This window comes from Flavobacteriales bacterium (genome assembly GCA_016704485.1).
In the GTDB taxonomy this organism is placed as follows: domain Bacteria; phylum Bacteroidota; class Bacteroidia; order Flavobacteriales_F; family PHOS-HE28; genus PHOS-HE28.
This window is the reverse complement of the sequence record JADJAA010000001.1, coordinates 1,251,658-1,265,612: the sequence shown is the minus strand read 5'-3', so window position 1 is coordinate 1,265,612 and position 13,955 is coordinate 1,251,658. Positions and strand designations below refer to the sequence as shown.

14 protein-coding genes are annotated in these 13,955 nt (G+C 50.4%); 7 read left to right on the top strand and 7 right to left on the bottom strand.

Annotated elements, in window-relative coordinates:
* The first annotated feature begins 157 nt into the window (after window positions 1–157).
* Entirely contained in the window at window positions 158–1,216 is a 1,059-nt protein-coding gene (pdxA, locus tag IPF95_05395) for a 4-hydroxythreonine-4-phosphate dehydrogenase PdxA (GenBank protein MBK6474128.1), read from the top strand.
* Between the two features lie 921 nt (window positions 1,217–2,137).
* On the opposite strand, the gene IPF95_05390 is transcribed toward pdxA, so the two are convergent.
* Complete coding sequence (locus IPF95_05390) at window positions 2,138–2,539, bottom strand: hypothetical protein (protein MBK6474127.1); 402 nt, start codon at window positions 2,537–2,539, stop codon at window positions 2,138–2,140.
* A 259-nt stretch (window positions 2,540–2,798) separates the two neighbouring features.
* Between IPF95_05390 and IPF95_05385 the strand changes: the two genes are divergently transcribed.
* The 6 genes from IPF95_05385 (at window position 2,799) to accC (ending at window position 7,524) form a co-directional block, all read left to right on the top strand.
* Window positions 2,799–3,314, top strand: a complete 516-nt coding sequence (locus IPF95_05385; GenBank protein ID MBK6474126.1) for a DUF177 domain-containing protein — start codon at window positions 2,799–2,801, stop codon at window positions 3,312–3,314.
* Between the two features lie 22 nt (window positions 3,315–3,336).
* A complete protein-coding gene (gene rpmF, locus IPF95_05380; GenBank protein MBK6474125.1) occupies window positions 3,337–3,531 on the top strand; it encodes a 50S ribosomal protein L32 in 195 nt (64 codons plus the stop codon).
* Between the two features lie 77 nt (window positions 3,532–3,608).
* Window positions 3,609–4,547 carry a phosphate acyltransferase PlsX gene (gene plsX, locus IPF95_05375; GenBank protein MBK6474124.1) on the top strand — a complete coding sequence of 313 codons (939 nt, stop codon included), beginning with the start codon at window positions 3,609–3,611 and terminating at the stop codon, window positions 4,545–4,547.
* Window positions 4,544–5,539 (top strand): ketoacyl-ACP synthase III, encoded by a 996-nt coding sequence (locus IPF95_05370; GenBank protein MBK6474123.1) that lies wholly within the window; start codon window positions 4,544–4,546, stop codon window positions 5,537–5,539. Before plsX ends, IPF95_05370 begins: the two co-directional genes overlap by 4 nt.
* A 55-nt stretch (window positions 5,540–5,594) precedes the next feature.
* Entirely contained in the window at window positions 5,595–6,074 is a 480-nt protein-coding gene (gene accB / locus IPF95_05365; GenBank protein MBK6474122.1) for an acetyl-CoA carboxylase biotin carboxyl carrier protein, read from the top strand.
* Between the two features lie 103 nt (window positions 6,075–6,177).
* Window positions 6,178–7,524, top strand: a complete 1,347-nt coding sequence (gene accC, locus IPF95_05360; GenBank protein ID MBK6474121.1) for an acetyl-CoA carboxylase biotin carboxylase subunit — start codon at window positions 6,178–6,180, stop codon at window positions 7,522–7,524.
* 209 nt (window positions 7,525–7,733) lie between these two features.
* Here accC and IPF95_05355 read toward each other — a convergent pair whose 3' ends face one another.
* Genes IPF95_05355 through IPF95_05330 form a run of 6 tightly spaced genes read right to left on the bottom strand, consistent with a single transcriptional unit; the run spans window position 7,734 to window position 13,951 of the window.
* Window positions 7,734–9,104, bottom strand: coding sequence for an NADH-quinone oxidoreductase subunit N (locus IPF95_05355; protein MBK6474120.1), 1,371 nt, complete (start codon window positions 9,102–9,104; stop codon window positions 7,734–7,736).
* A gap of 1 nt (window position 9,105) precedes the next feature.
* Entirely contained in the window at window positions 9,106–10,557 is a 1,452-nt protein-coding gene (locus IPF95_05350) for an NADH-quinone oxidoreductase subunit M (GenBank protein MBK6474119.1), read from the bottom strand.
* 1 nt (window position 10,558) lies between these two features.
* The gene (gene nuoL / locus IPF95_05345) at window positions 10,559–12,460 is read right to left on the bottom strand and encodes an NADH-quinone oxidoreductase subunit L (protein ID MBK6474118.1); all 1,902 of its coding nucleotides are present in this window, start codon (window positions 12,458–12,460) and stop codon (window positions 10,559–10,561) included.
* The gene (gene nuoK, locus IPF95_05340) at window positions 12,457–12,786 is read right to left on the bottom strand and encodes an NADH-quinone oxidoreductase subunit NuoK (protein MBK6474117.1); all 330 of its coding nucleotides are present in this window, start codon (window positions 12,784–12,786) and stop codon (window positions 12,457–12,459) included. Before nuoK ends, nuoL begins: the two co-directional genes overlap by 4 nt.
* On the bottom strand, window positions 12,786–13,370 hold the full coding sequence (locus IPF95_05335; GenBank protein ID MBK6474116.1) for an NADH-quinone oxidoreductase subunit J: 585 nt from the start codon (window positions 13,368–13,370) through the stop codon (window positions 12,786–12,788). The genes nuoK and IPF95_05335 overlap by 1 nt, the downstream gene beginning before the upstream one ends.
* A gap of 2 nt (window positions 13,371–13,372) precedes the next feature.
* Window positions 13,373–13,951, bottom strand: coding sequence for an NADH-quinone oxidoreductase subunit I (locus IPF95_05330; protein MBK6474115.1), 579 nt, complete (start codon window positions 13,949–13,951; stop codon window positions 13,373–13,375).
* Window positions 13,952–13,955: the final 4 nt, after the last annotated feature.

Here is a 13,955-nt window from a genome sequence, read left to right as displayed (position 1 = left end):
TGCTTCGGGAAGTAAGACAGAAGAACCAAGACTGATCAGCACCCTTATAGTGAACGCAGGGAATTAGGAATGGAGCGAAGCGACCGATCAGGAATCAGGAATACGACCAACGGGAGAAATCTGGAATTAGGAATCAAGCGAAGCGAGTAATAATAAAATGACCGAAAAACCTTTACGCATTGGAATAAGTTGCGGCGATCTTAACGGGATCGGCATCGAGACCGTACTGAAATGTATGGAAGATACCCGCATGCTCCAAGATGCCACCATCATGCTCTATGCCTCGGCACATGCGGTAAGCCACCACCGCAAAGCCTTGGGACTGGAGGAGGTTCAATTTCAACGCGTTAACGATGCACGTGACGCTGTTCCCAAGAAATTCAACGTGGTGAGTGTTTGGGAAGAGGATGTGAACATCGAACTAGGGCAACAGTCCAGCGAATTGGCAGCTTATTCAATAAAAAGTCTCGAAACAGCTGCACAGGACCTAGCCACCGGTAAGATCGATGTGCTGGTTACAGCACCGATCGATAAGAACAGCATGCAAAAAGCCGGTTTCGCATATCCGGGGCATACGGAATTCCTGCAACACTTGGCAGGCGCGGACAGTCAGGTATTAATGCTCTTGGTATCGGACAACTTACGTGTGGGCACCGTAACCGGTCACATACCGATCAAGGACGTTGCCAGCGCCATTACCACCGAACTCATCTTGGCCAAAGGACGCCTCATGCACCAAAGCCTTCTCAAGGACTTCTGCATACCAGAACCGCGCATTGCCATCTTGGGTCTTAATCCGCATGCTGGTGACAACGGTACGCTGGGCAGCGAGGACAAAGAGCAGATCGCACCGGCCGTCCGGCAACTCAACAGCATAGGCATACAAGCGATGGGCCCCTACTCTGCTGATGGTTTTTTCGGGAACGGTTCCTACAAGCACTTCGATGGCGTATTGGCCATGTACCACGACCAAGGCTTGGCACCATTCAAAGCCCTGAGCTTCGGTACGGGTGTGAACTTTACGGCCGGTCTACCCATTGTGCGCACCAGCCCGGATCATGGTACTGGTATGGATATAGCCGGGAAAGGAGTTGCCGAAGAGGGCAGCATGCGCAACGCGATCTGGTTGGCCTGCGACATCCTACACAACCGCGAACGCTATAAAGAGATCAACGCGAACCCGTTGCAGCCACAGAAGCGGGAGAAGGATCGGTGAGGGAATTGATTGAAACTCCGACCACTGATCATCGGCAACACTTGTATGACAGATCCCACAAAGTGTGCAGTAGTTTTCGAAAAGTGCGGTCCGTGTTATTGGCTTGCACTAATCCTTCTTCAAAAAAACGCCTCGTTCCGCCAACAACCAGCAAAGACGATTCTGTAACGTCAACCCCGGTCACGAATGGACCTTGAGATCCGCCGTCATTAGCTATCAAATATTCGGCGATCCTATTTCTTAATTTAACTGATCTTCTTTTTACCAATTGCAGACCATTCGAATTGACTTCGGCCTTAGGGTCTTGACTGAACGGATCCATTTCATAACACTCGGATCTTATGGTATCAGAATCCAAGTTCCTAAGAACGACTAGCCTCATTGCCACTTTCAGTTGCAACGATCTAAACTTACTCAAATAGTAAAGGCAATTCTTTTCGAGTGAACCAACTCCAAATGCGTGCAATAAATAGGACTTTGCGGCATCTTCACTCAATTCATCCATAGTGTAAAAAGAGTGGTTTTCAGTGACCTCAACCGGCAATGGATATGCTTTGTTCGGAAAGTAAGAATGTAACGTATCGACCGGCTGAATAATAAAATATTCCCTACGGGTCACTACAGTGTTCTGTAGGCTGTCAAATGAGAGTATCACATACCAATTGTCAATGGAATCGGGATACAGGAAATCTCGATGGAACTCGATCGTTCGATCTGTTCGTATCACCTTAGAAATGTGATACGCCGTGTCATCTGCAACGAAGTAGACGTGCTGAATACCGACCGAGTCAATGGTTTCAGGGATCACAGTTTCCTGACCCAACATTCGGAGGCTACTAGTAATGAGAAGAAGAAACACGAAATATGAAGATCTCATCCCTGATCAACTATGAGAAACGAATACATTGATCTATCTCCGTGCTAATTCAAAGGACCCTCATCGGCTTTCTTCCCAAACTCAGGACAAAAATCAATCGTAACGCCGCCTTTAATCACCGTGAACCGTGACGTCCCCTTTTCTTTCCTCACCCGGTAAGGTGTATCAACCTCTCCTAAAGACGTATAGCCCATGCTAAGGTTACCAGCACAGGGTTTATATGTCTTCCACAAATAAATGCTGTCGCCAATTATGATAGCTCCACGATCCGTTCGCTGTGTATTTGTGCTTGTTATACCAACATCGATCAATTCATCGGCACTAGTAATTTCTCTTATCCGATCAATTTCGCGATAGGCATAAATAATATTCGGCACCAAAAAAACACCCGCCACAAAGATGCAAACGGCACCAAGCAATATGTTCAGTTTCGTTTGGATCTTCATGAACTCAATGCTTCATCAGGGCCGTTGCTCAATTCAAGAGTTCATCTTATTCACATTCAACCGTCCTAAGATAACGAGCAGTTCTCACCAAATGTGCATTAATTAACGTGGATCAACGTTCATTCACGGTTAAACCACCTCAGCAAAGCTTAATCACCCTGCCGTCACTTTTCCCCGTAAAACACTCCGGCTCCACGCATCACCCCCATCCCATATGCTGGATCCCACTAATCACGTACATTTGCCGTCCGCTTTTCCAATGGACCCGCTCAAGGAACATACCATTGCATTCTCTGGCCTAAAGGATGGTGAACATACGTTCACCTATAAATTAGGCAAAGAGTTCTTCGATGCCGCTGGCGTTGAGGACTTTGAGGGTGGTGATGTGGCCGTGAAGGTTTCCATGGACAAGAGCACGACCATGTTGGTGACGAACATTCATGTTGAAGGCCCAGTGGCTGTGCGTTGTCACCATTGCAATGAGCCCATGGACTTCGCTTTGATCGGAGACCAGCGCCAAATATTCCAACTAACGGATCAGGAGGAATACGATGATGATGAGCTCATCGGCTTGGGAACCCATGCCTATGAAGTAAATTTGACGCACTATATCTACGAATGCTTGCGCCTATCAGTACCTGCACGGTTGGTCCATGCCCCGGGAGAATGTGACCCAGAAGTGGAAAAAGTACTTGGCAAGTATAGTGTAGAGCACGAACCTATTCCCGACCCACGTTGGGAAATACTCGATAAATTGAAGAACCAGCAGCCTTAAGCTGCACTTGTTTAGTAAGACCATGCCAAATCCAAAACGTCGACACTCGAAGCAGCGCACTGCCAAGCGCCGTACTCACCAGAATGCTGGAGTACCAACCTTGAGCAAGGACCCGAACAACGGGGAAGTGCATTTGCGCCACCGTGCCTACAAAGTGGGCGATGACCTCTACTACAACGGAAAGTTGATGGTAGCAGGAAACGAAGCCGAAGCCTAAAAGCCTGAAGCCTGCCGCAGGAATATCCCGTTGCGAATTGCAATGGGCATACGTTTGCGAATAAGGCTTTTTGCTCTATGAGGATCGGCATCGACATCATGGGCAGTGACCACGGGCCGGAGGTTCCCATTCGTGGTAGTGTGCTTGCATTTCGCGAGCTTCCGGAAGAGGTACGTCTTGTCCTTATTGGTGACGAAGCCGTGATCAAGACCGTTCTTGCTGAAGAGGGCGTGGATCATACCAAGTTCGATATCGTTCCCAGCGCGGACGATATGACCATGAACGATAACCCTACCAAGGCTTTCCAAGCGAAACCGCGGAGCAGTATCAGCATAGGGTTCAATTTGTTGAAAGAGGGCAAGCTCAATGCTTTTGCCAGTACCGGGAATACCGGAGCCATGTTGGTGGGAAGCGTGATCTTCATCAAGCCCATCGAAGGTGTATTGCGTCCTTGCATACCTACTATTGTACCTAAGGAAAAAGGTGGTGTCGGTATACTATTGGATGTAGGCGCCAATGCCGATTGTAAGCCGGAGTTTCTGGCCCAGTTCGGCCTTTTGGGTTCGATGCTCGTTAAGCACGTCTATGGTGTGGAGTCACCCAAAGTAGGCTTGCTCAATATCGGTGAAGAAGAAAAAAAAGGCGATGCGCTTCGCCAAGCCACCTTCGGCTTAATGAAGCAGCAAGGCGACTATAATTTCGTCGGTAATGTGGAAGGGCGCGATCTCTTCAACAACAAAGCGGATGTAATGGTCTGCGATGGATTCACCGGTAATGTTGTACTTAAGGTGGTTGAAGGCTTCCACGACCTGCTGGAGGACCATGGAGTGGATGACCCATTCCTTCATCGCTTCAACTATGAGAATTATGGCGGTTTGCCTATTTTGGGCATCAGCGGTAATGTGATCATCGGTCACGGGATCAGCAATGATGTTGCCGTAAAAAGCATGATCATGGCCTCACGCGATGTCGTGCTCAGCAAATTGAATCAACGGATCCGCGAAGCATTGCAATGAGCAGTACCACTGCAGCCATAACAGCCGTATTCGGGTATGTCCCGGAGTTCAAGTTGAGCAACAAGGTGCTCGAAGGCATGGTGGAGACCAGTGATGAGTGGATCACGGAACGCACAGGTATCAAGGAGCGCAGGATCCTTACTGGCAAAGAACAAGGCCTCAGCGCGATGGCCATTCCGGCGGTATTAGGGCTTCTTAAAAAACGCGGTATTTCACCTGAAGAGATCGATCTATTGATCGTTGCGACGGTTACCCCGGATCGGGTCTTTCCAGCAACGGCGAATATTATTTGCGATTCGATCGGTGCTACCAAAGCTTGGGGCTTCGATCTCGGCGCTGCGTGCAGTGGATTCCTCTATGCACTGACCACGGGCTCTCAATTCATTCAGAACGGCGTACACAAGAAAGTAGTTGTGGTCGGTGGGGATAAAATGAGCAGTATCGTGGATTATGAGGATCGCACGACCTGCATCATATTCGGTGACGGTTGCGGTGCGGTATTGCTGGAACCAACAACGGATGGCACCGGCATTCTGGATAGCATTCTACGCAGCGATGGAAGTGGCGCCAAATACCTACATCAAAAAGCGGGAGGCAGTGCAATACCAAGCTCGGCACGGAGCATTGAGGCAAAACAGAATTTCGTCTTCCAGGATGGTAAGCCGGTCTTCAAGTTCGCTGTCACCAATATGGCGGATGTGAGCGCGGAGATCATGGAAAAGAACAAGCTGAGCGCGGATGATATCGCATGGCTGGTTCCTCACCAGGCCAACAAGCGTATCATTGATGCCACTGCACGTCGCATGGGGTTGGATGACACTAAAGTTATGGTGAACATCGAGAAATACGGGAACACCACCAGTGGTACCATTCCCCTCTGTTTGTGGGAGTGGGAATCAAAATTGAAGAAGGGAGACAACATCATACTGGCAGCATTCGGCGGCGGATTCACGTGGGGTTCGATATGGATCAAGTGGTCCTATGACGCATGAATCTCCTACTTTCATACTTTAGTCCCGTGCTCACGGGCGAAAACAGCAAAGACACATGAACCTAACGCAGATCCAAGACCTGATCAAATTCGTGGCCAAGAGTGGCGTGAGCGAAGTAGAGATCGAACAGAAGGATTTCAAGATCACGATCAAGGCGCCTCGCAAGGAACGGGAAGTGCAGATCGTGACCCAAGCGGCAGCTGCCGCCGTCGCCTCGCCTGCGGCGTCTGCACCAATAGCAGCACCTGCACCAGTGGAAGTGGCACCTGCTGCAGCGCCTGTTGCCGACACGAAATACATTACGGTCAAAGCGCCAATGATCGGCACATTCTATCGAGCAGCTGGTCCCGGCAAGCCCATTTTCGTGAACGTAGGTGATGTGATCAAACCGGGTAAGACCATTTGCATCATCGAGGCAATGAAGCTTTTCAATGAGATCGAAAGTGAGGTCACCGGCAAGATCGTAAAGGTGTTGGTCGATGACGCCAAGCCCGTCGAATACGACCAGCCGTTGTTCCTGGTCGATCCTTCATAGCCGCTACGTGGAATTCAGAATGAAGAATTTAGAATGAAGAATTTTTGCGCCTAGCTCTCGCCGCCATCCGGTAGTTCGGCAAGCCAACTGACAACCAACTCCCATGTTCAAGAAGATACTGATAGCCAACCGGGGAGAGATCGCCCTCCGTGTTATCCGCACCTGTCGCGAGATGGGGATCAAGTCCGTTGCAGTGTACAGCACAGCGGACAAGGAAAGCCTGCACGTGCGTTTCGCGGATGAAGCAGTTTGCATCGGTCCACCACCTAGTAGTGAGAGTTACTTGAGGATGTCGCGGATCATTGCGGCGGCGGAGATCACCAATGCCGATGCGATCCACCCAGGGTACGGGTTCTTGAGCGAGAATGCCAAGTTCAGCAAATTGTGCCAACAGCATGGTATCAAGTTCATTGGTGCATTGCCGGAGCAGATCGAAGCCATGGGTGATAAAGCCACGGCCAAAGCAACCATGATCGCAGCAGGAGTCCCTGTAGTTCCAGGTACTGAAGGCTTAGTCACCGACCTGACCATTGCGAAAAAGGAAGCGAAGAAGATCGGCTACCCGGTCATTCTGAAAGCTACGGCTGGCGGTGGAGGAAAAGGTATGCGCTTGGTGTGGAAGGAAGAAGAGTTCGAAGAGGCCATGGAAAAAGCCAGTCAAGAAGCTGGTGCTGCATTCGGCAATTCCGGCATGTACATGGAGAAGTACATTTTGGAACCACGGCACATCGAGATCCAGATCGCTGGCGACCAATACGGTACGTTCTGCCACATGAGCGAACGCGATTGCAGCATTCAGCGAAGGCACCAGAAGTTGGTGGAGGAAACCCCTTCACCGTTCATGACCAAAGCGTTGCGCAAGAAAATGGGCGAAGCGGCCATCAAAGCAGCAGCCAGTGTGAACTATGAAGGTGTAGGTACGGTAGAGTTCCTTGTGGATAAGGACCGCAACTTTTACTTCATGGAGATGAACACCCGGATCCAAGTAGAGCACACCATTACCGAGGAAGTGATCGATTACGACCTGATCCGTGAACAGATCAAGATCGCAGCGGGTATTCCGATCAGCGGACTCAACTACGAGCCAACGCGCCACAGCATTCAGTGCCGTATCAACGCGGAGGACCCGTTCAATAATTTCCGCCCGAACCCAGGAAAGATCACCAGCTACCACAGTCCTGGCGGCCACGGCGTGCGTGTTGACACCCACGTATATGCTGGCTACACGATCCCACCGAACTACGACAGCATGATCGGCAAGGTGATCGTTAGTGCCCAAACGCGTGAAGAAGCGCTCAATAAAATGGAGCGTGCGTTGAGCGAATACATCATCGAAGGGGTGCACACGACGATCCCGTTCCACCTGCAACTGCTGCAGAACGAGGAATTCCGCAAGGGCAACTTTACGACCAAGTTCCTGGAGGACTTCGAGCTGGTGAAGCCGAGTTGAACCAAGGCTTGGCCGCACATGGCTTAGGTTCTTACTTCATTTTCCGCCAAAAGCGGAGGCCTTCTCATCTGGTTCAGTTAATGATGCCGATCCTTCGCGAAGGAGGATCGAGAACTCCCTATTAATGTTGAGCAGAACCAAGAAGTGTACGATAGAGTTCGCGTTCCGCAATGAGCACAATTGGTAGCGCCAGAAACAAGGGATCAGCCTTAGGCCAACAACCACGGCATAACGCCGAAGGCCACCACGGCCACGCCGCAGAGTGAGATCACCAACCAATTCAGCGGAGTAACCACCAAGGTCGTGCCTTGCTCATAGTCGCTAGGTGTGAATGTTTCACGGATCACCAGAACGTAGTAGTAGATGCCTACCACGGCCATAAGCACTGCGAATAAGGTGAGCTTGATGAAGCCTGCACTTATGGCCAAAAGGAACACTTGATATTTCGCGATAAAGCCAGCGGTCAACGGTATTCCGGCCAACGAGAGTAGGAACACCATGGCAAGTATCGCAAGCCAAGGATGTGAGCGGAACAAGCCACGGAATATGCGGATGTTCTCGTCGCCATTTGCGGCACGCTTTACTAACGTGAAAATGATGAACAGGCCTACTGTTCCAAGCGCATAGGTAAAGGTGTAGTAGAACAATACATTCGCCGTATTGGGCTGATGGCTTAACAATGCCATCAACAAAAAGCCGCTGTGCGCAATGCTGGAATACGCCATAAGCCGCTTGAATTGGGTCTGACGCAATGCAACGATGTTACCGATCAACAAGGTGGCAAAGGTCATCACCAACAACGCTTTGGTCATGCTCGGCGGCAACGCGGTGATCTCCAAGAAGCGATAGAACGCAGCAAATGCCCCCATTTTTACCACGGTGGCCATGAACGCCGTGATCAACGTAGGTGCACCTTCATACACATCGGGACTCCAAAAATGGAATGGTGCAGCAGCGATCTTGAATGCCAATCCGATGGCTGTAAAGAACAGACCCAACAGGAATAACATATTGGAAGGCGCTAAATTGGATGTAGCAAATGCCTGAATGGTCGCTATGTCAAATGAACCAGTGGAGCCATACAGTAACGCAATACCCATCAAGAAGAACCCGGAGGAGAATGACCCGAGCAGGAAATACTTGAAAGCGGCCTCACCACTTCGCATGCTATGCCGTTTCCCACCCGCCAGAACGTATAGTGGAATGCTGAGGATCTCAATTCCGAGGAAGAGCACCAACAGGTTATTGTAGCTAGTGATCAGCATGGCACCGACCAACGAGAACAACATCAACGTGTAATGCTCCGCCACATGTTCCGTCATACGCTCGTAGTAGTCCACGCCGAACAGGAAGATGAGCATCGTGATAATGATCAACCCGCTAGTGAACAGCACGCTGAAACGATCGAAGCGCACCATGGTCTCGAACATCGGGTGGTTCAAGTTCCAGCCAGTCTGGAGGAAGTACAGTGCAGCCAATAGACCAATGACCGCTACCGGGACCAGCAGTTTTCTATTCCCGAACAAGCCTAGGTAGAGTACGATCACACCAAGGACCGATATAAGGATCAATGCGCTCATATCAGTGGAGTATGGGGAAAGCGTTGATCATAAGCTGCACAGGGCCATTCACCAGGTCGAGGATGGGAGCGGGATAGATACCGAGGATCAACGTGATGGCGATCAACGGTACTAAGAAGAGATGATCAGTGGTGTCGGCATCCTGCATATCCGGGTGTCCTTTATCCGGACCCAGCATGATGCGTTGATAGACGTATAGCATGTAGATGGCACCAAGAACGATCGTACTAACCGCTCCAAAAGCCATCCAAGCGCCACCATCCAATTGCCAAAGACCGTTGAACATGAGCCACTCACCGATGAAGCTTTGGGTAAGCGGTAAAGCGATCGCATTGCCCAGGACCAACAGGAACAAGGCTGCAAGGCGCGGCGTCTTAAGTTTCAAGCCACCCATGGCGGAGATCTCACTGGTGCCGGACCGCTGCTGAACTGCGCCTACGATATAGAACATAGCCATCATCAGTACGGCATGTGCGAATGTTTGGTACAATGAACCACTAATGCCGTAAGTGTTCCACGCGAAAAGGCCAGCGGTGAGTATACCCACGTGGCTCAACGAAGAATAAGCGACCAACCGTTTGAAATCCTTCTGTCGGAACGCAATGATCCCTGCATAGATCGCACCAATAACGCTCAACCAGATCACCGTATTCTGCCAAAATGCAGCACCTTCCGGAACGATGGGGAAAATGAACTTCAACGTACCGTAAATACCCATTTTCAGCATAACAGCACTCAACACCATAGTGCCCTGTAATGGTGCCATGGTATAGGTCTCCGGCTGCCAGCTGTGGAACGGGAAAATAGGAAGCTTGATCGCAAAGGCTAGGAACAATGCCCAGAACAACCAGGTCTGCGTATTCCCATCGAGAGCAACATTTGCTAGTGCAGTAAAGTCCGCGCTATGTGTGGGTTCGTGCACCACCAAGTAAGCAATTCCAAAAAGCAATGCTAAACCACCGAGCAAGGTGTAGATGAAGAAGCGCATCGTGATCATCCTGCGACCCTCTCCTCCCCAATACAGCAGCAAGAAGAAGATCGGCACTACGGAAAGTTCATAGAAAATGTAGAAGAGGAATGCATTCTGGGCGGTGAACACCCCCAACATAAAGCTTTGCGAGAACAGCAACAGGGCATTCACCAGAGCAGGCTGACGCAGGTCCTGTTTGTATCCGGTCGCAATGATGAACGGGAAGATCACGGCAGTAAGGATCACCATGAGCAAGCCCGTACCATCGAAACCGAGTTTGAAATTCAACCCCCACTCCGCGATCCACACATGATCGAAATAGGTCGCTTCGATCCCTCCGAAACCTTTCCAGAGCCAGAGTGCCACACCCAATGTGAGGAATGTCGAAACAAGCGCAATTGTCTTAGCAGCAGCGTTCGGCCGGAACACCGCGAGCAGCAACGCTGTAACAAATGGGATCAGCAAGAGAATGAGCACTTGCATCTCAATTGACGAATAGGGTGATCAACAGAAAAACAAGGATACCGGCAACCATTCCGAACACATAGAAACTGGTGTTACCGGTCTGCAGGCGACTTATCACTTTACCAGCGCGCAGGGTCATATTCCCCACTCCGGTCATTAGCGGAACCATCACTTTCTCTTCACCGATGCTGAAGAAATGGGCGCTGATCCAACCGTACGGTTTTTCGAAGAGCATGGCATAGAGCTCGTCCAGTTTCCATTTATTGGCGATCAATTTCTTCAAGCCGAATAGTTGAGCCGGGTCACCATCCAACGTGGTCTTCTTCACGAATCTGCCATAGGCGTATACGATCGTAAGGATCACCAAAACTGTACTTACTCCCATAAGGATCCACTCCGTAGTATGGCTCAATCCAAGACGTTCACTGAGGATACCCTCTGCGGCGGTGGCCAGGTAAGTCTTCATCCCTTCATCGCCCCCGAAGATGTGCGGAACGTTCAACATGCCGCCAACAACACTTAGCGCAGCAAGCACCATTAATGGCACGGTGATCACCAATGGACTTTCATGTGGATGTGCAGTGCCGCGATAGGTCCCATAGAACGTAAGGAACAGCAACCTGAACATGTAGAACGCCGTGAGCACAGCGCCGAACAACAGCAGCCCATAGACCACTTTGTTGTCCTGGAATGCGTGCGCCAGGATCGCATCCTTGCTGAAGAAACCACTCAACGGTGGCAAGCCTGATATCGCGATCGTTCCGATCAAGAATGTAATGAAGGTGATCTTCGTAACGCCTTTCAATCCACCCATCTTCCGAATGTCCTGTTCGCCACCCAGCGCATGGATCACACTACCTGCACCTAGGAACAATAAGGCTTTGAAGAAGGCGTGTGTGGTAACGTGGAACATGCCCGCACTGTATGCACCCAGACCAAGCGCAGCGAACATATAACCCAATTGACTGACGGTAGAATAGGCCAGTACTTTTTTGATATCGTTCTGGAACAGGCCAATGCTGGCGGCCAATAAGGCGGTTGCCGTTCCGATATACAGGATGATATCTTTGGTGAATGGAGCGAGTTCGAACAACACGGAACTGCGAACGATCAAGAAGATACCGGCCGTGACCATTGTAGCGGCGTGGATCAAGGCACTTACCGGTGTTGGACCCGCCATAGCATCCGGCAACCAAGTGAACAACGGGATCTGCGCACTTTTACCCATTGCTCCAACGAACAACAGCAGTGTTGCGCCAACGATCATTCCATGTCCGGTTCCGAAAGATCCAGCGCGATCCATGATATCCACATAGTTCAACGTCCCGAACAGGTTGAAGAGCAAACACATCCCCAACACCACACCAACATCACCGATGCGGTTCATTACGAATGCTTTCCGAGCAGCATAGTTGAATTCCGTGTTCGTGTACCAGAATCCGATCAACAAATAACTACAAAGACCAACGCCTTCCCAACCGATGAAGGTGATCAAATAGTTCGCTCCCATCACAAGCAATAACATAGCGAACGTGAATAGATTCAGCATGGCGAAGAAGGTTGCCACACGCTTATCGTCATGCATATAGCCCACTGAATACAGGTGGATCAGCGAGCCGACGCCGGTAACGATCAGCATCATGGTCAATGAGAGCGCATCGATCTGGAAGGCAAATGGGATCTCCATTCCACCTACGTTGATCCAGTCGAAGAACTTGACGATTTTGACCGGATGTGCTGCTGGATCATGCCCCATGAACAAGAGCAGGCTCACCACAAAAGATCCGAGGATCATCAATGTCGCGAAACCGCCACTTGTATTCCCGCTCAATGAACGGCGCAAAGCGGCGTTGATGATCGCGCCCACCAAGGGTAGTACCGGCACCAGCCAGCTCCAGAGAACGAGTGTGTCGAAATTCACCACTTCAATCGGTTCAATTGGTTAACGTCAACGCTATCCACATTCCGTTTCATCATTACCAGTATGGCCAGGCCAACTGTTACTTCCGCAGCGGCTACCAACATGATGAAGAAAACGAAAACTTGTCCACTAGGGTCACTGTGGTAGGCACTGAATGCGGCAAGGAGAAGGTTCACGCTATTGAACATGATCTCTAGGCACATGATCAGAATGATCGTATTGCGGCGGAACAGAACCCCTGTAACCCCGATGCTGAACAACGCAAAGCTGAGGAACACATAATGCTCCAAGGGTACTACTTGTATGGCGCTGATGACGGGTTCCATTACCTGCTGCCTTGCGTGTTAGAAGGATCCATGGTCGGTGGTGTAGCACCAACCAGTTCGTTCCCTGTATAGGGCTTTGGAAGGTCACTTGGTCTTTCCCGTTTTGCCAACATCATGGCTCCTACCATGGCGCTGAGGAACAACACGCTGCTCACTTCGAACGGCAATAAAAAATCATTGAATAAACAGATCCCGACACTTTTCACCAACCCAACACTACCATCAAGTGCGCCAACCTGTGGTGCTACGGTGATCCCTTGCCGGACCGCGGCGACCAACGTTAAGAACAACAGACCGCCAGAGGTGGCTGCAGCGATCCGCGTGGCCACCGACTTACGCAATCCGCCGACCGTATTCAGATTCAAGAGCATGATCACAAAGAGGAACAGCACCATGATCGCTCCGGTATAAACGATCACATGCACCATGGCCAGGAATTGGGCATTCAGCAGGATATAGTGCCCTGCAATGCTCAGGAAACAGATGATCAACGCGATGACACTGTTCACCGGGCTCCGCGCACTTACAACGTAGGCCGCACTTACCAAGCTGATCAAAGCGAAAAAATAGAAGAAGTACTGCATGATCAACGATTATGAGCGAAGCGCTCTTGTTGTTTGAACTTGATCACGGCCGGTGTCTGACGCTTGGTCACATCCACCCTTTTATCCTTTTCGATCGGCTCCACAAGTTCATCCTTTCCGAAGATGAACGGCATGCGCAAGTAATCGGCCTGCACGATGCGATCGGTAAGGAAGATCGCCTCCTTCGGGCAAGCATCTTCACAATCGCCACAGAAAATGCAGCGCAACATATTGATCTCGTACACCGCAGCGTATTTCTCTTCACGGTACAAATGCTCTTCTCCTTTTTTACGCTCAGCACTAACCATGGTGATCGCTTCAGCAGGACAAGAAACGGCGCATAACCCACAGCTGGTGCAGCGCTCGCGCCCTTGGTCATCGCGTTTCAACACGTGTTGTCCTCTGTAGATATCGCTCCTTGGGCGCTCTACTTCCGGGTACTGGATCGTTGGCCGTTTGATCCTGAAAAAGTGCTTCAATGTGATCCACAGTCCAACCATGATCATCGGCAAGTAAGTGCGCTCCACGAGCGTCATCTTCTTATTGCTGACCACTTTGGATCGGTTGGTGAGGGGTTGCATTGCG

Excerpts from the sequence above, each read along its gene's own strand:
- rpmF (MBK6474125.1), top strand. The coding sequence starts at position 3,337 with ATGCCAAATCCAAAACGTCGACACTCGAAGCAGCGCACTGCCAAGCGC.
- accB (MBK6474122.1), top strand. The coding sequence starts at position 5,595 with ATGAACCTAACGCAGATCCAAGACCTGATCAAATTCGTGGCCAAGAGT.
- accC (MBK6474121.1), top strand. The coding sequence starts at position 6,178 with ATGTTCAAGAAGATACTGATAGCCAACCGGGGAGAGATCGCCCTCCGT.
- IPF95_05390 (MBK6474127.1), bottom strand. The coding sequence starts at position 2,539 with ATGAAGATCCAAACGAAACTGAACATATTGCTTGGTGCCGTTTGCATC.
- pdxA (MBK6474128.1), top strand. The coding sequence starts at position 158 with ATGACCGAAAAACCTTTACGCATTGGAATAAGTTGCGGCGATCTTAAC.
- plsX (MBK6474124.1), top strand. The coding sequence starts at position 3,609 with ATGAGGATCGGCATCGACATCATGGGCAGTGACCACGGGCCGGAGGTT.
- IPF95_05330 (MBK6474115.1), bottom strand. The coding sequence starts at position 13,951 with ATGCAACCCCTCACCAACCGATCCAAAGTGGTCAGCAATAAGAAGATG.
- IPF95_05335 (MBK6474116.1), bottom strand. The coding sequence starts at position 13,370 with ATGCAGTACTTCTTCTATTTTTTCGCTTTGATCAGCTTGGTAAGTGCG.
- IPF95_05385 (MBK6474126.1), top strand. The coding sequence starts at position 2,799 with ATGGACCCGCTCAAGGAACATACCATTGCATTCTCTGGCCTAAAGGAT.
- IPF95_05355 (MBK6474120.1), bottom strand. The coding sequence starts at position 9,104 with ATGAGCGCATTGATCCTTATATCGGTCCTTGGTGTGATCGTACTCTAC.
- IPF95_05370 (MBK6474123.1), top strand. The coding sequence starts at position 4,544 with ATGAGCAGTACCACTGCAGCCATAACAGCCGTATTCGGGTATGTCCCG.
- IPF95_05350 (MBK6474119.1), bottom strand. The coding sequence starts at position 10,557 with ATGCAAGTGCTCATTCTCTTGCTGATCCCATTTGTTACAGCGTTGCTG.
- nuoK (MBK6474117.1), bottom strand. The coding sequence starts at position 12,786 with ATGGAACCCGTCATCAGCGCCATACAAGTAGTACCCTTGGAGCATTAT.